17 protein-coding genes and 1 pseudogene are annotated in these 17,961 nt (G+C 55.7%); 15 read left to right on the top strand and 3 right to left on the bottom strand.

All coding sequences use genetic code 11. The annotated features are described in order from the left end of the window. Positions 1–9 precede the first annotated feature (9 nt). The 13 genes and pseudogenes from BQ2657_RS10505 (at position 10) to BQ2657_RS10445 (ending at position 12,769) form a co-directional block, all read left to right on the top strand. Positions 10–702, top strand: a complete 693-nt coding sequence (locus tag BQ2657_RS10505; protein ID WP_075580566.1) for a DUF881 domain-containing protein — start codon at positions 10–12, stop codon at positions 700–702. Continuing rightward, entirely contained in the window at positions 699–1,025 is a 327-nt protein-coding gene (locus BQ2657_RS10500; protein ID WP_075580565.1) for a small basic family protein, read from the top strand. The genes BQ2657_RS10505 and BQ2657_RS10500 overlap by 4 nt, the downstream gene beginning before the upstream one ends. A 142-nt stretch (positions 1,026–1,167) precedes the next feature. Continuing rightward, positions 1,168–2,286 carry a cell division protein FtsZ gene (ftsZ, locus tag BQ2657_RS10495; protein WP_075580564.1) on the top strand — a complete coding sequence of 373 codons (1,119 nt, stop codon included), beginning with the start codon at positions 1,168–1,170 and terminating at the stop codon, positions 2,284–2,286. Positions 2,287–2,305: 19 nt separating this feature from the next. Beyond that, positions 2,306–2,770, top strand: a pseudogene (gene nrdR, locus BQ2657_RS10490) (transcriptional regulator NrdR). Between the two features lie 199 nt (positions 2,771–2,969). After that, positions 2,970–4,163, top strand: a complete 1,194-nt coding sequence (locus BQ2657_RS10485; protein ID WP_075580563.1) for a type II secretion system F family protein — start codon at positions 2,970–2,972, stop codon at positions 4,161–4,163. A gap of 15 nt (positions 4,164–4,178) precedes the next feature. Then, positions 4,179–4,574: a type II secretion system protein gene (locus BQ2657_RS10480; protein WP_075580562.1), complete on the top strand. Its 396-nt coding sequence runs from the start codon at positions 4,179–4,181 to the stop codon at positions 4,572–4,574. After that, positions 4,571–5,035, top strand: coding sequence for a hypothetical protein (locus tag BQ2657_RS10475; protein ID WP_075580561.1), 465 nt, complete (start codon positions 4,571–4,573; stop codon positions 5,033–5,035). Before BQ2657_RS10480 ends, BQ2657_RS10475 begins: the two co-directional genes overlap by 4 nt. Then, positions 5,022–5,366, top strand: coding sequence for a hypothetical protein (locus tag BQ2657_RS10470; protein WP_075580560.1), 345 nt, complete (start codon positions 5,022–5,024; stop codon positions 5,364–5,366). The genes BQ2657_RS10475 and BQ2657_RS10470 overlap by 14 nt, the downstream gene beginning before the upstream one ends. Beyond that, positions 5,326–5,838, top strand: a complete 513-nt coding sequence (locus tag BQ2657_RS10465) for a hypothetical protein (protein WP_187119200.1) — start codon at positions 5,326–5,328, stop codon at positions 5,836–5,838. The genes BQ2657_RS10470 and BQ2657_RS10465 overlap by 41 nt, the downstream gene beginning before the upstream one ends. Continuing rightward, positions 5,828–6,685 carry a hypothetical protein gene (locus BQ2657_RS10460; RefSeq protein ID WP_075580558.1) on the top strand — a complete coding sequence of 286 codons (858 nt, stop codon included), beginning with the start codon at positions 5,828–5,830 and terminating at the stop codon, positions 6,683–6,685. Before BQ2657_RS10465 ends, BQ2657_RS10460 begins: the two co-directional genes overlap by 11 nt. Before the next feature lie 143 nt (positions 6,686–6,828). Beyond that, positions 6,829–7,689: a protease inhibitor I42 family protein gene (locus BQ2657_RS10455; RefSeq protein WP_075580557.1), complete on the top strand. Its 861-nt coding sequence runs from the start codon at positions 6,829–6,831 to the stop codon at positions 7,687–7,689. 166 nt (positions 7,690–7,855) lie between these two features. Next, positions 7,856–10,321, top strand: a complete 2,466-nt coding sequence (locus tag BQ2657_RS10450; protein ID WP_075580556.1) for a U32 family peptidase — start codon at positions 7,856–7,858, stop codon at positions 10,319–10,321. 75 nt (positions 10,322–10,396) lie between these two features. Beyond that, a complete protein-coding gene (locus tag BQ2657_RS10445; protein WP_075580555.1) occupies positions 10,397–12,769 on the top strand; it encodes an endonuclease MutS2 in 2,373 nt (790 codons plus the stop codon). A gap of 48 nt (positions 12,770–12,817) precedes the next feature. Here the strand turns inward: BQ2657_RS10445 and BQ2657_RS10440 are convergent, their stop codons facing one another. From BQ2657_RS10440 to BQ2657_RS10430, 3 genes are all read right to left on the bottom strand, one after another. Further along, positions 12,818–13,291: a hypothetical protein gene (locus tag BQ2657_RS10440; RefSeq protein ID WP_075580554.1), complete on the bottom strand. Its 474-nt coding sequence runs from the start codon at positions 13,289–13,291 to the stop codon at positions 12,818–12,820. Between the two features lie 333 nt (positions 13,292–13,624). Then, a complete protein-coding gene (locus tag BQ2657_RS10435; protein ID WP_075580553.1) occupies positions 13,625–14,794 on the bottom strand; it encodes an IS110 family RNA-guided transposase in 1,170 nt (389 codons plus the stop codon). 610 nt (positions 14,795–15,404) lie between these two features. Beyond that, positions 15,405–15,650 (bottom strand): UPF0236 family transposase-like protein, encoded by a 246-nt coding sequence (locus BQ2657_RS10430; RefSeq protein WP_261796540.1) that lies wholly within the window; start codon positions 15,648–15,650, stop codon positions 15,405–15,407. 347 nt (positions 15,651–15,997) lie between these two features. Between BQ2657_RS10430 and purE the strand changes: the two genes are divergently transcribed. Both purE and purF read left to right on the top strand, forming a co-directional pair. Next, positions 15,998–16,501, top strand: coding sequence for a 5-(carboxyamino)imidazole ribonucleotide mutase (gene purE / locus BQ2657_RS10425; protein ID WP_075580551.1), 504 nt, complete (start codon positions 15,998–16,000; stop codon positions 16,499–16,501). 15 nt (positions 16,502–16,516) lie between these two features. Then, the gene (purF, locus tag BQ2657_RS10420; RefSeq protein WP_075580550.1) at positions 16,517–17,959 is read left to right on the top strand and encodes an amidophosphoribosyltransferase; all 1,443 of its coding nucleotides are present in this window, start codon (positions 16,517–16,519) and stop codon (positions 17,957–17,959) included. Positions 17,960–17,961 lie beyond the last annotated feature (2 nt).

The following is a 17,961-nucleotide window of genomic DNA, read 5'->3' as shown; positions in this document are numbered from 1 at the left end:
GAGAATGGCATGGCTGCGCACAGTCCAAGAGAGAAATTCTTCGTGTTCCTGGTGTGTTTGATCGTAGGAGCGATGATTTCCACCCAGTTCCGCAGCGCTGAACAGGCCAAGCAGTCTGTGAACCAGCAGCGGGCGGAAGATCTGGTGGAAAAACTGAAGAATGCGGAGAAAGAAAATAAGGAATTGTCCGCCAAACTGGAAGAAATGGAGACCCAGGGAGCCGGCGGAGACCGGAAAGTCCTGAACGACCTGAAAATCAAGGCGGGGGAAGTCCCTCTCCATGGCCCCGGGGTCCTGGTGGTGGTCAATGACAGCAAGGTGACTCCCAAAGCCGGGGAAAATCCCAATCTGTATGTGATCCATGATGATGACCTGCTCCGGCTCCTGAACGAACTCCGGGCAGCCGGGGCGGAAGCCCTTTCCATCAATCAGGAACGGCTGCTGGATATTTCTGAAGTGCGGTGTGCCGGTCCCACGGTCTCCGTGAACAATACCCGGTTCAGTCCTCCTTACGAGATCCGGGCCATCGGTGACCCTAAGACCTTGGAAAGCGCTCTGCGGCTCCGGGGCGGAGTGGTGGAGAACCTGAAATTCTGGGGCATCACCGTAGATGTGAAGAAAAAGGACAATCTGGTGATCCCGGCTTACAAAGGGACCCGGCACTTTGAATATGCCCGGCCGGAGGAAGGGGGCAAAGGATGATCTACGCATTGTTGGGGCTGGCGGCAGGGATTGCCTTGGGAGCTTATTTCCCTGTGGTGCCGCCCATGTACAGCAAGCTGGTGGCGGTGGCCTTCATGGGCTGTCTGGATGCGGCTTTCGGGGGCTACCGGTCTTCTTTGGAAGGGCATTTCAACCACCGGATCTTTCTCAGCGGCTTTTTTGCCAACGGGATCTTTGCCGTGTTCCTGTGTTATTTCGGCTACCGGCTGGGCATCGACCTGTATTATGTGGCCCTAATCGCCTTCGGTCTCCGGATCTTCAACAACATCGCCATTATCCGGCGGCTGCTGATGGGGGACTGAGAGGCGGTGAACAATCTCCACCAAAGAAGGCAAAATTTTCCCCAAAATGGGGATGAAATATTATCTGTTAAATGGTATACTAGATATAGTGTACGAAGAAACAAGTATCTTATCACACAATAGATGAGGAGGACCATGAAACATGTTTGAGGCAGACAAAGATACGATGGATCAGCCCCTGGAAAAAATCAAAGTCATCGGCGTCGGCGGCGGCGGCAACAACGCTGTGGACCGCATGATCGAAGCCGGACTGCAGGGTGTGGAATTCATCGCTGTGAACTGCGATGCACAGCAGCTGAAGAAATCCAGCGCCCCCACCAAGATCCAGATCGGTGAGGACGAAACTAGAGGCCTGGGTGCAGGGGCCAACCCGGAAGTAGGGGAAAAATCTGCAGAAGAATCCAAAGATGTACTGGCAGAGTGCGTAAAAGGTGCCGACATGGTCTTCATCACCGCCGGTATGGGCGGCGGTACCGGTACCGGAGCTGCCCATGTGGTGGCTGAAATGGCCAAACAGGCCGGCGCACTGACCGTGGGTGTGGTGACGAAACCGTTCTCCTTTGAAGGACGCCGCCGTTTCAACGTGGCTGAACAGGGAATCGCTAACCTGAAAGCCAAGGTGGATGCCCTGATCACCATCCCTAACGACCGTCTGCTCCAGGTCGTGGATAAACGGACTTCTATGAAAGATGCCTTTAAACTGGCCGATGATGTGCTGCGCCAGGGCGTACAGGGGATCTCTGACCTGATCAGCGTCCCCGGCCTGATCAACGTGGACTTCAACGATGTGAAGGCTGTCATGACTAATGCCGGTTCTGCCATGATGGGAATCGGTACGGCCAAAGGGGATGAAGGCGCTGCGGCTGCTGCTGAAAATGCCGTGAAGAGCCCGCTCCTGGATTCCACCATCGAAGGCGCTAAGGGTGTGCTGCTGAACATCACCGGCGGTCCCAACCTGAGCCTGATGGATGTGAATGAAGCCAGCAAGATCATCACCGATGTGGTGGATCCGGATGCCATCATCATTTTCGGGGCCAACATCGATGAGAACATGGAAGATGAAATCCGTGTCACCGTCATTGCCACCGGCATCGATGAAGGGAAACCTTCCGTGGGCAATACCCCCAAACCTGCTTCCTTTGTGAAACCCCAGACTTCTACCAGCCGGATCACCAAGGCTGCCGAAGAAGCTGCCGGTTCCAAGGTGAGCAGCTTCACTTCTCCCACTTCGGAGATTCCGCCCTGGATCCGCAACAAATAAGGAACAGGGGGTGTAGGTTATGAAATGTCCATTCTGTGGCTGCGAAGATAGCCGTGTCATCGATTCCCGTTCCGTTGAAGAGGGGGCGTCCATCCGGCGTCGGAGGGAGTGTCCCCGCTGCGGCCGGCGTTTCACGACTTACGAGAAATATGAACAGATCCCTCTCTTGGTCATCAAACGGGACGGCCGGCGGGAAATGTTCGACAGCAAGAAGATTTTGGCAGGCCTCCTGCGGGCTTTTGAGAAGCGGCCTTTCACTTACGAACAGATCTAGAGTTTGACCAACCAGATCGAGAATGAGATCCGGGCATCTGGAGAAAACGAGGTGAAATCCACAAAAATCGGTGAAGTGGTCATGGCCCATCTGGAAAAGATCGATCAGATCGCTTATGTCCGTTTTGCTTCTGTGTACCGCCAGTTTGCCGATGTGAACAGTTTCATGCAGGAAATCCAGAATATGCTGGATAAAGGGAAAGAGAAATAAAAGAAGAGGGGGTGCTGCACGTTCTGTGCAGCACCCCCTCTGGTCACAGATCGTGACAAAAAAGGACTGTGAAAAAATGATTTTTCATTTTTTCACAGTCTTTTTTTACCAAATGCCGGTTTTCTTACACTTAATGACGGTCTGGGAAGGGATTTCCTTTTCTTTCCCGAAAGGGAAACAGAGAAGGGAGGTGAAGCAAATGCCTTATTATGCCTGGAAAGCACGGAATGGAGAAGGCCGGGTCCGTAAGGGAATCCTTGCGGCAGGATGCCTTAGGGAAGCGGGAAAGGAGCTGGAAGCCCGGTTCCCCCACATCCTGCAGCTCCGGCCAGTGAGTCCTTTCCAGCGGCTGTTTTTGGGCCGGCAGAAGTTGACGGATCTGGACCGGGAAACTTTTTTCCGAAAACTGGGACTTCTGCTCCAGGGGGGGCTTCCCATCCTGCGGGCGCTCCGTGCCTTGGAAGGCCATGGATCCCCAGGGCTCAGGGCTTTCTGCCGGGAATTGGAGCGGGGGCTCCAGCGTGGAATGTCCCTTTCCCAAGTCCTGGCCCGGCAGAAAAAACAGGCTGGGCTGTTGGCTGCCTCGTTGGCGGAAGCTGGGGAAAACAGCGGACAGCTTCCCTTTGTCTTCCAGCAGCTGGCTCTTTTTTATCAGAAAAAGCGGGAAAATCAGAAAACCGTTCTCCAGGCCTGTCTCTACCCGGCCCTGGTCCTTTGCTTGGCCTTGGCTATGGGAGCCTGTTTCTGCTGGTGGCTCGTGCCCCTTTTCGGGGAGCTGTATGCTTCTTTAGGGCTGCAGCCGGGCAGGGGATTCCTGGTGCTGCTGGCCTGCCAGGATTTTTTCCAGAGCCATCTTCTGCTGCTCCTCCTTGGGGTCCTGGCCCTGGGGAGCCTGCCTGTATTCCTTTGGAAAGAGAGAGACCGCTGGCTGCCGTCCTGTCCTTTGGTTTCCCAGCTGCTCCGATCTTTCTGGGAAATCCGTTTCCTGCGGCTCCTGGCCCTGCTCCTGCGGGGCGGGCTGCCCCTGGACCAAGCCCTGCCCCAAGCTTCTGGGATCCTTCCAGCCGGGATTTTCCGGCTCCAGGCTGCTCGGCTGGAAAGAGCGGTGATTGCAGGTTCTTCCCTGTCGGCCATCGCCCGGGAGACGCCTTTTCTGTTCAGTCCCCTTGCAGTGGAATTCATGGCCTTGGGAGAAGAAAGCGGCCAGCTGCCGGCTCTTTTGACAGAAGCTGCCCATATCCTGGACCAGGATTTCCAGAGCTGGCTGAAAAATGCCAGGACCCTCTTGGAACCGGCCCTCTTGGTCTTATTGGCAGGAGGATGCGCCAGTCTCATGGCCCTCCTCTTGTCCCCTCTGTGTGATTTGCTGCAGGGACTGCCCCTGCTGACCTGAAAGGAGAAGAAGAACATGACTTGCAAAAAGATGATCCAACGGAAAAAGAAACCTGGTTTTACTTTGATCGAACTGATGGCAGTCCTGGCTATTATCGGCGGTTTGGCCGCCTTCCTGCTGCCTTCTATCCGCAATGCCATCAACAAATCCAAGGATACCCAGCTGATCTCGGACATGGCCTTGCTGGAAAGCGGAGCCCAGCTGTACCGGATGGAAAAAGGCGGGGAGGAAGTGACCCTGGCCGCCCTGGTCAATGGGAAGTATGTGCCCAACCGGGATTATAAGGGCATCCAGATCGAAGATGGAACCGCCGATCCAGTGATCTTTACGGCTGAACTGAGCAATGGAAATATCGTGCGCAGTGACCAGCTGGGAGAGAAACCGGAGGGCAATTCCGGAGAGCAATCATGAAAAGGGCAAGAAAGAAGCATCCGGGCTTTCTCCTGGCAGATCTCCTGCTGGGGCTGAGCTTATCTCTTCTGGGGATGGCCCTGACCCTGCCTTGGCTGGGACAGTGGAAAAAATGGCATTCCCTGGGGCAGCTGGATCTGGCAGAACGAGCCTTGGCCGGATCCTTGACGGCTCTCCAGCAAAGGACCCAGTATCTCCATCATTATGATATCCGGTTCCGCTGCACCCCGGACGGGAGTCGCTTGTATGCGGTGGCAGGCACCCGGCGGAAAACGATCCTGGATTATCCCCGGCTGGGACTTGGGGAAATTTCTCTTTCTGGGGCCGGGGGAGGCTTTACCCCTGGCGGAAATGTGGAAGAGCCCCTGACCCTGGAACTGCGGCATCTGAACCAGCCGGAGTTGGGCCGAGAGATGACCTTTGAACCGGTGACCGGGAGGATGAGCTATGGGAATCCCTAAGAAACAGGCCGGGTTCCTGCTGCTGGATGGATTAGGGGCCTGGGTCTGTGTCCTTATTGGAGGTCTCCTGGCTCTGGAAGTGTTCCAGGCCGGAAAGGGTCTTTTCCTGGCCCGCCGTACCCTGGAAGAAAGCAGCCGGGCTGCGGTGCATTTGCTGGATACCGGTGCCCTCCCTCCCCGCTGGGAAAAGGAGTTCCAGGCGGATATCCGGCAGGATACGGTGGCTGGACTGCCTGGGGTGGTTTTGCGGAAAGTGACCCTGCGCCAGGGAGAAAGGATCCTCTGTACCTATGGGTGCTATGAAAAAAAGCCAGGGCAGCCTGGTGGCTGAAGGATATCTGGTCCTTCTTCTGGGTATGCTCCTTGTGGGACTGCTGCTTCGGGCAGTGCCCCACGGACTTCATGCTCTGGGACGGCTCTGCCTCCAAGCGGAACTGGATCGAGTGGAGCAGGATCTCCATGCTCGGCTGGAAGCCCGGTTCCTGTTCGATGTGGAACAGGTCCAGGTGGCAGAGGGGCCGGAAGGGACGGTGGTACGGTGTTATGGAGGCCCAGGATTTGCCCGGCGGGATTATTATGTGAAGGAATCGCCTTCTTCCCGCTGTCCGGTCCTGTACCGGCGGACCTGGAATCCCCAGGCCAAGAAACCTGGCGTCAACCCCATTTCTCCTGACCATGTGGCAGTCACTGGTTTTGCGGCAAAACTGGCAGGACCTGGCCGGCTTTCCTGGAAGATGACCTTGATCCATCGGAAAACCGGGGTGGAAAAAGAATTTCAGGAGGTGTTTTCCTATGGACCGTAAGCGGTCTCCTGGAATGCTTACTCCTCTGCTGCTGGCAGGGCTGGTGCTTCTGGGCAGCTTTTCCTGGGCTTTCCTGCGGACAGCAGCCCAGAGCCTCAAGACCCAGCAGCTCCAGCAGGAGGCCCGGCAGTGGGCAATCCTAGGGAAGAGCCTGGCCCGGATTCGGGAAGGGGAACCGTTTTTCACTGTATCTGGGGAACGGAAGCTGCCGGGAATTTCTTTCGGTCCCCAGTCACCGGAGGTATTCCTCACCCTGGAAACGAAGGGAAAGAAAAAGGATCTGCTCCGCCAGGAACGGCTCCAGCTCCGCCATGGTTCAGGAGAACCCTTGATGCAGGGCAGCCGTTATGAAATCTCCATGCCGGGGACGGAGGAAGGTAGCTCCTTTCCGGAAACAGGAATCTGGAGCAACGGTTGGGCGGAGCATGTCCTGTATGTGAAAGAAACGGTGTTTTCCAGGGTCAGGAGCTGGCCCCTGCCGGATGCCCGGAGGATGGAAATGCCCCTGACAGGACAGCTCTGTTATGGGAAGGAACGGCTCCGTTGGGGCGGGAAGAGTATCCTCCGGGGGCGGGCTGTCCTGGTCCACGGCCGGGACTTAGACCTGGAAGGGCCCTTCGCAGCAGAAGGGGATTTCCGGATCCTGGTGTTCGGAAAACTGCGGGTGGGGAGGGGAGTGCGGCTGGATAAGGCTTACCTGTATGCAACGGGCGGCATCACTTTGGAAGAAGGGGCTGCTGTGCAGGGTATCCTAGCTTGCCGCAGAGACATCCAGATCCATGAGAAGGCTCTTTTCCAGCCGGATCCCTCCGTATTGGAGCCCTTCTGCACCCGGTATGTGTTTTGAGTTCCCCAAATTTTCATCCCTCTGTCCTCCTTTTTCGTGTACAATAAAGAAAGGATACCGGAGCGGCTCAGTCTGCCAGCCCCGGCTCCTGCTGCAGAAGAAATCTCTGCAGCAGCTGGGCAAATCGAAGGAGGAATCCATCCATGCATCTGAAACAATCTGCAGCCGCATTGGCACTGGGCATCACATTGGCGCTGCCGCTGCCTGTTTTCGCGTTTGGCCATACCACCCTGCTGCGCCAGGACTATTCCGAAGGGAAGGCTTCCGGCCAGGTCCCTTTTGTAGATGGGCTGAAAGAACCTTATCAGCAGAACAACCTGAACCATTTGATCAAGGAAAAAGCCAATGCCCTGGGCAAGGCCGCAGGAGGCAAGGCTGTCCTTTCTTATGAAGTGACCATGAACCGGCCCACTTTGTTCAGCGTGATCCTGAAGGCGGAAGGGGACCGGACTGTCTATGGCGGGCTGAACCTGGACGTATCAGGAGGCAAAGCCCTGGAGGATCAGGATTTGCTGTATACCAATTCAGCAGAATATGCCAAGTATCTCCAAGGAAAGGAATACGTGTTTGCAGAAAACGGCATCCGGGTAGCTTCGGCTCCGGAAGGACCTTTGGACACCATGGTGCCTTATACCCAGTTGGTCAAGGCCATCAATGTGGCGGAAGGAGCCCGTCTGCTGACCAGCTATAAACTGGACAGTGCTGCGGAGGACATGACACTGGACCTGAAACCTGGGGAACTGGTGGCTCTCTATATGGAAGCCAACCCTACCAGTGGGAACCAGTGGGTCCTGGTGGACCAGAGCAGCCAGCCGGGATTTGCCAATCTGGGCCATTCTTTCACACTGCCCCTCCTGAACCCTACCGGCCAAGCCGGATCTCCTGGGGTGACCATCTTGTTTGCCAGCTTCACCCAGCCGGGGGATTACCAAGTAAAGGCCGTCTATGCCAAGACCATGGCGGCTCCCCTGCGGGAACGGGTTTTCAAGTTTAAGGTACGGTAGAGCAGGGAATGAGAAGGGCTGTTGCGCATGCAGCAGCCTTTTTCTTATGCCCCTGTGTCTCGGGGAGAGCTGGCAAGGGCCGGAAGAATATGGTAAAATAAAAAGTCATGAATGAAGTGTTGAACGGGAAGTTTTCCCTTTTTGAAAAGGAATAGAAGGAGCAATCATGGAAAGAAAAGATATCGAACTCTTGTCCCCGGCCGGGACCTGGGCTGCCCTGGAGGCCGCTGTCTTCGCCGGAGCCGACGCGGTGTACCTGGGAGGCAGCCATTTCGGGGCCCGAGCCTATGCGGAGAACTTCGGGCCGGAAGAAATGACTCGGGCCATCCAGTTCGCCCATCTTCATCGGGTGAAGATCTATGTGACCGTGAATACTTTGGTGGACGATGGAGAGATGCCCGATTTGGGGGAATATTTGTGCTTTTTGAGCAACATCGGGGTGGACGGGATCATCGTCCAGGATCTGGGCGTGATCCGAGTGGCCCGGCAGGTGGCTCCGGAACTGCCTCTCCACGCCAGTACCCAGATGACAGTGACCAATTCCGCTGGTGCTTTGTTCACCTACCACAATGGCATGGAACAGGCGGTGATGGCCCGGGAAACCACTTTGAAAGATTTGAAGACCATCTGCGCAGCCACTCCAGGCAAAATCGAAGGCTTCATGCATGGAGCCCTGTGCGTTTGCTACAGCGGCCAGTGCCTCATGAGCAGCCTGATCGGGGGCCGCAGCGGCAACCGGGGCCGGTGTGCCCAGCCCTGCCGGCTGCCCTATACCCTAGTGGATAAGGAGGGGAAGGACCTGCTGGCCAAGGTGGATGCCGGCCATTACCTGCTGTCCCCCAAAGACTTGAACACCCTGGATGTGCTGCCTCAGCTGATCGAAACAGGGATCCATTCCTTTAAAATCGAAGGCCGGATGAAGCGGCCGGAATATGTGGCGGTAGTGACGGATATTTACCGCCGGGCCATCGACAGTTACCTGGCCGGCCATTATGAAGTGCCCCAGGAAGACAGGGACAACATCGAGCAGATCTTCAACCGGGATTTCACCACTGCCTATATGGTGAACCGTCCCGGACGGACTATGATGAGCGACCGGCGGCCCAACAACCGGGGGGTGCTCCTGGGGCGGGTCCAGAGCCTCAGCAAGGACCATACGGCCGGTACCTTGAAGCTGGACCGGGACCTGCACCTGGGCGACGGACTGGAATTCTGGGTCAGCGTGGGAGGCCGGGTAGGCACCTCCGTGGAACAGATGACCGTAAACGGAAAACAGGTGCCGGTGGCCCGGGCCGGCAGCAGTGTCACCATTCCCGTGCCCCGGGGGATCCGGCTCAATGACCGGGTGTTCCGGACCTATGACAATGAACTGATGCAGTACGCCGCCCAGTATTTCGGGGAAGACCACAAGAAAAGGATTCCTCTGTACGCGGAAGTCACTGCCCGTCTGGGCCAGCCCATGGAGGTAATCCTTACGGATGAAGAGGGGAATACCGGCTCTGCCCAAACCGGGTTCATCGTGGAAAAGGCCAGGAAGCATGCCCTGGATGAAGCTGCTGTGAAAAAGCAGCTGGACCGGCTGGGGACCACGGAATTCTCCCTGGGAGAATTGGTCTGCCATTTGGATGAAGGGGTCATGGTGCCCATGAGCGAAATCAACGAAGCCCGCCGGGCCGCAGTGGAAGAACTGACCCAGAAGAGGTTGGATGCTTTTCTGCCGCCTCGGAAGAGGGCCGTGTGGCACAAGGAGGTGCTCCGGCAGCGGGAAAACCATGGTACCCGGAAACACAGCCAGCTCAGCGTCCAGGTAGACACCCTGGAAAAGGCCAAGGTGGCCCTGGAAGCCGGGGCCGATGTGCTGCTGGTGGGAGGAGACAGCTATACCCTGCCGCTTCTCACTTTGGAAGATTACCGGACCATCAGCGGGTGGACCCGGGCCCGGGGGAAACAGTGGCTGGCAGCCACCAGTAGGATCGTCAGCGAAGGCCAGCTGAAATACTTCCGGAACACCCTGGCCCAGTGGGCGGCCCTCCAACCGGACGGGTTCCTGATTGCCAACAACGGGCTGGTGGAAATGGCCCGGGAGCTGGGACTGCCTCTGTGGCTGGATTATGACATGAACGCCTACAACAGCCAGAGCATCCTGTTCTGGCAGGAACAGGGCTTTGCAGGGATTACCCTGTCTCCGGAACTGACCCTCCAGCAGGTGGCGGCCCTGGTGAAAAAAAGCCCTCTCCCTATCGAATGTCTGGCAGAAGGGGCCCTGGAAATGATGGTCAGCGAATACTGCGTGGAAGGGAGTTTCTTAGGGAACCTGCACAAAGGGTCCTGCAGCTTCCACTGCAAAGAACAAGGGTTCCTGGAAGACCGGAAGAAGGAAAGGTTCCCCCTGAAGCAGGACCAATTCGGCCGGATGCACGTGCTCAACGGCCATCCTCTTTCCATGCTGGCCAATGTGCCGGATCTGGAAAAGGCGGGGATCGCTCGGATGCGGATCGACGGCCGGGGCTATACTGCCGAAGAGCTGGGTGAACTGACGGCTATGTACCGGGGCGTGCTGGATGGGGACACCAAAGTGGAAGAGAACCGTCCCCACACCACTCGGGGACATTATTTCCGGGGAGTCCTGTAAAACCGGTCAGCAGTCAACAGGCAGCGGCGGAAGCCCGCCTTTGGCTGCTGACTTTTCAATATTAAAGGAGATATTATGGCGAAATTTGCTGTCAATACATTGGAATTCGATAAAGTGAAGGTTCTCTTGGCGGACCAGGCGGGGACTTCTCTGGGCCGGAGACTGGCCCTGGACCTGGTGAGCTCCAGCCGGTTCGAACAGGTGAAACTGGCCCAAGAGGAAACTGCCGAAGCCGTCCAGCTGTTGGACGAAGGGAAGCGGCTGCCCCTGGGGGGCATGACGGATATCAGCCCCCTGGTGAAACGGACCCGGGTGGGAAGCATCCTGGAACCGGAAGACTTCAAGGCCATCGGAGATACCATCGATGGGCTCCGTCATCTGAAACAGTTCCTGCTGGAAGACACGGAAAATGCTCCAGCCCTCCGGGACTACGGCCCCCAGCTGGGAGATTTCACCCGGCTGAGCAAGCAGCTGTCCAGCGCTCTGGATGAAAAAGGCAACATCAAGGACAATGCTTCTGTGAAGCTCCAGGGCCTGCGCACCGGGATCCTGGCGGCCAAGAACCGGGTCAAGGACAAGCTTACCAATATCTTACACGATCCCAACAACCAGAAATATTTCCAGGATGCTCTGGTGACCATGCGGGAAGACCGATACGTGATCCCTATCAAACAGGAATACCGGCTGAACTTCCCCGGGGTGGTCCATGATCAAAGTGCCAGCGGGGCTACCCTATTCGTGGAACCCATGGCCGTGGTGAACCTGAACAACGACATCAAGAAATACCGGCTGGAGGAGCAGGCGGAAGTAGAGCGGATCCTCCGGACCCTGACCGGCCATGTGGGCAGCGAGGCGGAAAACATCCTCAGTTCCCTAGAAGTGGCTGCCCAGGTGGATCTGATCGGGGCCAAAGCTGCCTTGGCCCAGAAGCTCCACTGCTGCCGGCCTATGATGATCCTCCAGCAGCGGCTGCGGATCACCCAGGGACGCCATCCTCTCTTGGACCAGGAAAAGGTGGTGCCTTTAGACATCAACTTGGGGGATGATTTTACCACCCTTTTGATCACTGGCCCCAACACCGGGGGCAAGACCGTGGCCTTGAAGACCGTGGGAGTGTTCGCCCTCATGGCCCAGGCTGGGATGTTTGTCCCAGCCCAAGAAGCCATCCTGCCGGTATTCGGGGGCGTCTATGCGGATATCGGGGATGAACAGAGCATCGAACAGAGCCTGTCCACCTTCTCCGGCCACATGAAGAACATGATCTCCATCCTGGAGGAAGTCCGGGAAGGGGATCTGGTGCTGGTGGATGAAGTATGCGTGGGGACCGACCCCACCGAGGGGGCGGCCTTGGCCATGGCCATGATCGAGTACCTGTACAACAAAAAAGTGCTCACCATCATGACCACCCACTACAGTGAACTGAAGACCTTTGCCTACGAGCATGAGGGCATGGAAAACGCCAGCGTGGAATTCGATCCGGAAACCCTCCGGCCCACTTACAAGCTGCTCATGGGGGTGCCCGGCAGTTCCAACGCCTTCTATATCAGCAAACGGCTGGGCCTGCCACAGGAGATCCTGGACGAAGCCAAGACCTTCATCGGGGAAGGCCACAGCAATATGGAACGGGTGCTCCAGAATCTGGAAGGAGAGCGCCGGGAATACGAAAGCCGGAAGGATGAAATCGCTTCCCTCCAGCGGGAAGCGGAATACCTGAAGAACGAACTGACCCGCCAGAAACAAGACTTGGAAAAGAGCCGGAACGCCATTTTGCGGAAGGCCCGGGAACAGGCGGACGAACTGTACCGGAACGCCCGGCGGGAATCCACCTCCATCCTGAAGGAGCTCCGGGCCAACCAGGACATGGTAGAAAGCCGGAAGGTGGAACAGCTGGCGGAACTGTCCCGGAAGGTGCTGAACAAGAACTTCTCCATTGACGGGAAGCCCCTGCCGGAAGGCCAGGGGCTCACCAGCGGCAATGCGGCGGTGGGCAAGAAGGTGTATGTGAAGAAGATCGGCCAGAGCGGCACCATTGTGGCCTTGAACGGCAAGGAAGTCACCGTGCGGATCGGGATCATGAAGATGAACCTGAAGCTGAAGGACTGTCTGCTGCTGAAGGAAGCCCCCAGCCAGCCCCGGAGCACCCACCGGACCTTGAAAAAGAGCACCAGCCAGGGCCATAATCTGTTTGTGAAGAAGGCCCAGGATGCCACGGTGCAGATCGATGTACGGGGCAAGACCGTGGACGAAGCCATCCCCTATGTGGACAAGGCCATCGACGACGCCCTTTTGGCCGGCATGGATCGATTCCGTCTGGTCCATGGAAAGGGCACCGGCATGCTCCGAAAAGGCCTCCTGGAATACCTGGACCAGCACCCCAACGTGCTGAAAACAGAAATGGCCCCCTTGAACGAAGGGGGATTTGGGGCGACCATTGTGTGGGTGAAATGAAAAAAAGGCTGTGAAGAAATGCATCGTACATTTCTTCACAGCCTTTTTTTACTTCACCTCTTCCACTATCCGTGCCAGCCGGCTCTGGAAGATATCTCCCTGGGTAATGGCGCTGGCGGGTTTCCACCAGACCAGGGACTCCCTGGGATTGTTCAGGAAGGTCTGGCTGAAGGGGGTGCCGATTTCCCGGGGGGCAGCCCAGGAAAACAGGGTCAGGTTGGGCTTGAAGACCTCCAGCTGTTCTCCCGTAGGAGCCAGGCTTCCCGTCATGGGCTGGACGATGGGGCGCAGGGGAATCTTCTGTACCTGTACCGGACGGGACGGGGTCACAGGGGAGTAAACGGGAGTAGGGATGGGATTCCGCCGTTGATAATCACCGATGGGCACAGTGGGGCGGGGCACCGCGGCTCCGATACGGCCCGGTTTGGGCACCGGGATCGCTCCGGCTGCCAGAGCAGAACCACAGACGGAAAAAGCGGTCAGGATGGTCATAAAAAGCCGTGTCCAGATGGACTGTTTCATGGGAATCACCTCTTTGGTCCTATTATAGCATATTGGAAGGGGTTGTTGCACGGAACGCGCAACAACGGTATGTGTCAACAAGTTCTCGGTGAAGCCTTCATCACAGTATAGTTATTCATTCATGTCCGAAAGTGAAGAGTGCAGAGTGAAGAGTGAAGAGCATGGGCCCGTAGAGGCCGCACAACCGGCGGCTCGCCAGATGTACGAGTCTTTGACCCCAACGATGTAGACCAACTATATAAAGTCAAGCCAATTTTAAAATAAATTTCAGTTGCTATGGATCTTGGCAAAAGGGCGCACTTACCCAAGCCCCCTTTTGTGGGCTTAAAAAAATCAGGCTAAATAAGGGCAGCCACTAATACCAAGCCGGTAAATCAATCGGATCAGTTTCTTGGCTACATGGGACAAAGCGATTTTGTAAGGCTTGTGTTCTGACAGTTTCTTTTCAAGGTATTCTTTGAATTTCGGTACGTTCTGTGCAACCAGGCGGGCGGCAAGGTACAGTGTCTTTCGCAGATAGGGGGATCCTCTTTTTTCCATCTTGTTATGCTTCGAATGGTAGTCTCCAGAGTCATGTTTGGAAGGTGACATCCCTGCGTAAGCCAGGAGCTTGTCGACATCCGGAAAACGCTTGAAATCACCAACTTCGCCCAGAATGCTGGCACAAAGGGTATAACCGATCCCTGGTATGTCAATAATCGAAGATTCTTCCTGGTCCACCATTTCCTTAAGCTTCTCATCGATTTCAACGATATGCTGCTTCAACACTTCAATATCCGTAATGGTATGGACGAGTTCCATAGAAGCCGAAAGCGAGACTTTACCGATAGAACGGCATGCTGCCTGGTGGATTTCCAAAGCCTTGCTTTTGTCAAATCTCCCCTGTGAGGCATCACTTAACAGGCGCGTCAGCCGCTTCATGCTGCAATGAGCAATCTGTTCATGGCCAGGATAGGCTTTTAGAAGCGCATAGATTGAAGCAAGATGGATGGAAGATGTCAGCCCTTCCAGCTCTGGGAATAAAATCGTAACCAGACGGGAAACTGATATCTTTAGCTTGGAACACTTCTGCATGGTTTGAGATCTGTAACGAGAGAGTGATTTCATTTCCTCGTTATGGTACAATGAAGAAGAGTAGGTTTGGGATCCTTTCCCTGACACAATCATCTGTGCAATAGCGCAGGCATCGACTTTATCAGTCTTAGTTTTACGCAGGCTGAATCCTTGCTTGTATCTATTCGTGAGAAGCGGATTGAAAGTGAGCAGTGGAAGGTCATGTTCTGAGATGAAATGGGCGAGATTCGAGGAATAGTGACCGGTTGCTTCCAATCCTACTCTTATTTTATCTTTTGGAATGCCCAGTTCAGAAATCTTGGAAAGGAGCATGTCAAAGCCTTCCCGTGAATTGGGAAATGTAAAAGATTCAACTGTTTTCAATGCATCCGAGTCAATGATACAGCAGTCATGTTTCCGCTTTGCAACGTCAATTCCGACACAAAGCATAAAAATCAACCTCCTTTTTTTGAATTGGCAGCTGTGCATCAAAGCCACAGAGACTTCATCATAATGTATCCTCGCTAGATATGAACCGTCGAGCGGTATCCAACTCATTAACAAATTGAATGAAGTCTGTGGTCGGACTCTACGAAAACCGTCAAGCGGTAGGGGCGAGCAACCAATCCACAGCTCCATTCTAATCGTACCGTAATTCACTATAAAAGAGAATATCTGGTACAACTCTATTATACGAGGGGTTCGCCGCAGGCAAACCCGTCCCGGCCTCCCAGAGGGAAAAAGTCCTCCTATACCCGTACTGACCTGCACCTCACCTTTCCGCCGGGAGGGCAGACCCGTTCGTCCCTGGCGGGAGGCTCACAGCCTATCGCCTTGCCCTGTCGGTCAAAGGCAGCGGCTACGGACCAGGAAGCCGGACACTATCGCCCGCGTGCTCCACCCGTGGAACGACCACTGTCGATGTTATCCCGCCGACTCCTCCTGGGCCTGCCCTCCCAGCTCCCGGGGTATCGACGTATACCCGCAAAGAGTACCAGCATAGCCGGAGGCCAAGTCCGCCCCTCACAGGGCGGACTTTGGGACCGTCCTTATCACCAGTTCAGTGCTGCGGCCAGCAGTCCCAGATTACCTTGACCATTGCCAGGCCGCCTCTATAGCTCCAGCGCCGTCCCTGTTTCTTCATCCGATAGGTATACGTCCGATGGTTGCTTTCACAAGTCCCCAGCCCTTTCCGACAGTCTTCCAGTCCCTCCCTCAGCGGCAAAGGAGTCAGGCATTCCCAGTTATGTTCCAAATAAGCCCGCAGTTTCCTGACATTCTCTTCCTCTCTGTAGTGGTATAGGATGAAGGTCTTCCTTTTTGCAAGTTTATAAGGGATTATTCATTTCACCGAGAACTATTTTACACTAAGTGCAACAACCCCTGGCTATAGAGCCGCATAGCGAATCGGTCGCGGGTCTCGAGACTGACGACTCGGGACTCCTAAAAGGGGCTGTTGCCCCTGCATCAGCCTTCCCCGTTTCGAACGATAGTGTAACTTATGTTATAAAAGTTCGATAAAACATTGACAGAGAAACAGTCCATTGATAGAATAAGAGAAGAAAAATGATTGTGGTGGTTTGGCTCTGAGAAACTTGAACACTGGCTGTGCGGGCGGTATCAAGGGCCTTTTTTCATTGGAGGTGCTCACGAATGAAAGTAGCAATTATCATGGGAAGTAATTCGGACTGGCCGGTGCTGGAACCTGCGGAAAAGACCCTGAAGGAGTTCGGGGTAGAGGTGGAAGTGGTGGTAGCCAGTGCCCACCGGACTCCGGAACTGGTCAAGGAATTTGCCGCTGGCGCCCGTGATCGGGGTGTGGAAGCTATCATCGCTGCTGCCGGGGCGGCAGCCCATCTGGGCGGCGTGATTGCATCTTATACCACCCTGCCGGTGATCGGGATCCCCATCAATGCTACGCCCCTCAACGGGATGGATTCTCTCCTGAGCTTCGTCCAGATGCCTTCTGGGATCCCTGTGGCCACCATGGCTATCAATGGAGCCAAGAACGCTGCCATCTTTGCAGTGGAGATCCTGGCCGGAGCCCATCCGGAATTGGTGAAGAAACTGGCGGATGCCAGGGTGAAGATGCAGGAAGAAGTGAAAGCCAAAGGGGAAAAACTGGCCCAGGCCAGAGCCGCTGCTGCCAAAGCATAAAAAACGGGAGGAATTATGGGGGAAAAGTATTTCGCAGAAGACAAGCTCCATGAAGAATGCGGTGTCTTCGGCATTTATTCCAAGAAAGACGATGTAGCACTGAATACCTACTGGGGGCTGTTCGCTCTGCAGCACAGAGGCCAGGAAAGCGCCGGCATTGCAGTGACCGACGGCCGGAACATGCACATCAAGAAGGGCATGGGTCTGGTGAACGACGTGTTCAAGGACGGCTTGAAGGGCCTGGACGGATATATTGCTACGGGCCATGTGCGCTATTCCACCACAGGGGCCAGCATGCCCTACAATGTCCAGCCTCTGAAGGTGTTCTACGACGGGGGCAACTTGGCTATGAGCCACAACGGAAACCTGACCAACGCGGCCCAGCTCCGGAGGGACCTGGCCAATGACGGAGTGGTGTTCCAGACCACAATCGACAGTGAAGTGGTGCTGAGCTTGATTGCCCGGAGCCGGAAAAAGACACTGCCGGAACGGGTGGCGGAAGCCGCTGATACCATCCGGGGTGCCTTTGCCATCCTGATCATGAATGATGACCAGCTGATCGCCTTCCGGGATCCCTACGGGTTCCGGCCTCTCTGCCTGGGCCGGCTGGATCATGGCTGGGTGGTGACCAGTGAAACCTGCGCCCTGGACCTGGTGGGGGCCCACTATGTGCGTGACGTGAAGCCCGGGGAAATGATCGTCATCGACAACGAGGAAACAGAACCCAAGAGCATCATGTACAGCACTCATGTGCCGGCTCACTGTGCCCACTGTATTTTCGAATACGTGTATTTTGCCCGTCCGGACAGCATCATCGACGGGGAAAGTGTGTACCAGGCCCGGTTGAACATGGGACGGATCCTGGCTAGGGAAACCAAGGGAATCAAGGCGGATGTGGTGATATCCGTCCCGGATTCCGGTACGCCCGCTGCCATCGGCTATGGCTTGGAAGCAGGAATCCCCTTTGTGGAAGGCCTTACCAAGAACAAATACATCGGCCGGACTTTCATCCAGCCTACCCAGAAGCAGCGCCTCAATGCGGTGCGGCTGAAACTGAACGCCAACCGGAGCCTGGTGGAAGGGAAATCCGTGGTAATGGTGGATGACTCCATTGTCCGGGGTACCACCAGCGGCAAGATCGTCCAGCTCCTTCGGGATGCCGGGGCTACGGCCGTCCATGTCTGCATCAGCTCTCCTCCGGTGATGGATTCCTGCTATTATGGCATTGATACTTCTGAACGGAAAGAACTGATTGCCGCCAGCAAGACGGAAGAAGAGATCCGCCAGTACATCAAGGCGGACAGTCTCCATTACATTACCATGGAAGGCCTGCGGGCCAGCCTGTCCGTGCTGAACCCGGATGATATGTGCTATGCCTGCTTCAATTCCCATTATCCGGATGAAGCAGATAAAGAGATGAAAAAAGGATCCAAATTACAGTTTGAACTGGGTTGCTAAGG

Origin of the sequence: Acidaminococcus massiliensis, from assembly GCF_900095825.1 — a bacterium.
Lineage (GTDB): Bacteria > Bacillota > Negativicutes > Acidaminococcales > Acidaminococcaceae > Acidaminococcus > Acidaminococcus massiliensis.
Note: the sequence above shows the minus strand (reverse complement) of the source record. Positions and strands in the feature narration are given on the sequence as shown.

Excerpts from the sequence above, each read along its gene's own strand:
- BQ2657_RS10450 (WP_075580556.1), top strand. The coding sequence starts at position 7,856 with ATGGAAAGAAAAGATATCGAACTCTTGTCCCCGGCCGGGACCTGGGCT.
- purE (WP_075580551.1), top strand. The coding sequence starts at position 15,998 with ATGAAAGTAGCAATTATCATGGGAAGTAATTCGGACTGGCCGGTGCTG.
- BQ2657_RS10440 (WP_075580554.1), bottom strand. The coding sequence starts at position 13,291 with ATGAAACAGTCCATCTGGACACGGCTTTTTATGACCATCCTGACCGCT.
- BQ2657_RS10500 (WP_075580565.1), top strand. The coding sequence starts at position 699 with ATGATCTACGCATTGTTGGGGCTGGCGGCAGGGATTGCCTTGGGAGCT.
- BQ2657_RS10480 (WP_075580562.1), top strand. The coding sequence starts at position 4,179 with ATGACTTGCAAAAAGATGATCCAACGGAAAAAGAAACCTGGTTTTACT.
- BQ2657_RS10505 (WP_075580566.1), top strand. The coding sequence starts at position 10 with ATGGCTGCGCACAGTCCAAGAGAGAAATTCTTCGTGTTCCTGGTGTGT.
- BQ2657_RS10470 (WP_075580560.1), top strand. The coding sequence starts at position 5,022 with ATGGGAATCCCTAAGAAACAGGCCGGGTTCCTGCTGCTGGATGGATTA.
- BQ2657_RS10445 (WP_075580555.1), top strand. The coding sequence starts at position 10,397 with ATGGCGAAATTTGCTGTCAATACATTGGAATTCGATAAAGTGAAGGTT.
- ftsZ (WP_075580564.1), top strand. The coding sequence starts at position 1,168 with ATGTTTGAGGCAGACAAAGATACGATGGATCAGCCCCTGGAAAAAATC.
- purF (WP_075580550.1), top strand. The coding sequence starts at position 16,517 with ATGGGGGAAAAGTATTTCGCAGAAGACAAGCTCCATGAAGAATGCGGT.
- BQ2657_RS10460 (WP_075580558.1), top strand. The coding sequence starts at position 5,828 with ATGGACCGTAAGCGGTCTCCTGGAATGCTTACTCCTCTGCTGCTGGCA.
- BQ2657_RS10485 (WP_075580563.1), top strand. The coding sequence starts at position 2,970 with ATGCCTTATTATGCCTGGAAAGCACGGAATGGAGAAGGCCGGGTCCGT.
- BQ2657_RS10435 (WP_075580553.1), bottom strand. The coding sequence starts at position 14,794 with ATGCTTTGTGTCGGAATTGACGTTGCAAAGCGGAAACATGACTGCTGT.
- BQ2657_RS10465 (WP_187119200.1), top strand. The coding sequence starts at position 5,326 with ATGGGTGCTATGAAAAAAAGCCAGGGCAGCCTGGTGGCTGAAGGATAT.
- BQ2657_RS10475 (WP_075580561.1), top strand. The coding sequence starts at position 4,571 with ATGAAAAGGGCAAGAAAGAAGCATCCGGGCTTTCTCCTGGCAGATCTC.
- BQ2657_RS10455 (WP_075580557.1), top strand. The coding sequence starts at position 6,829 with ATGCATCTGAAACAATCTGCAGCCGCATTGGCACTGGGCATCACATTG.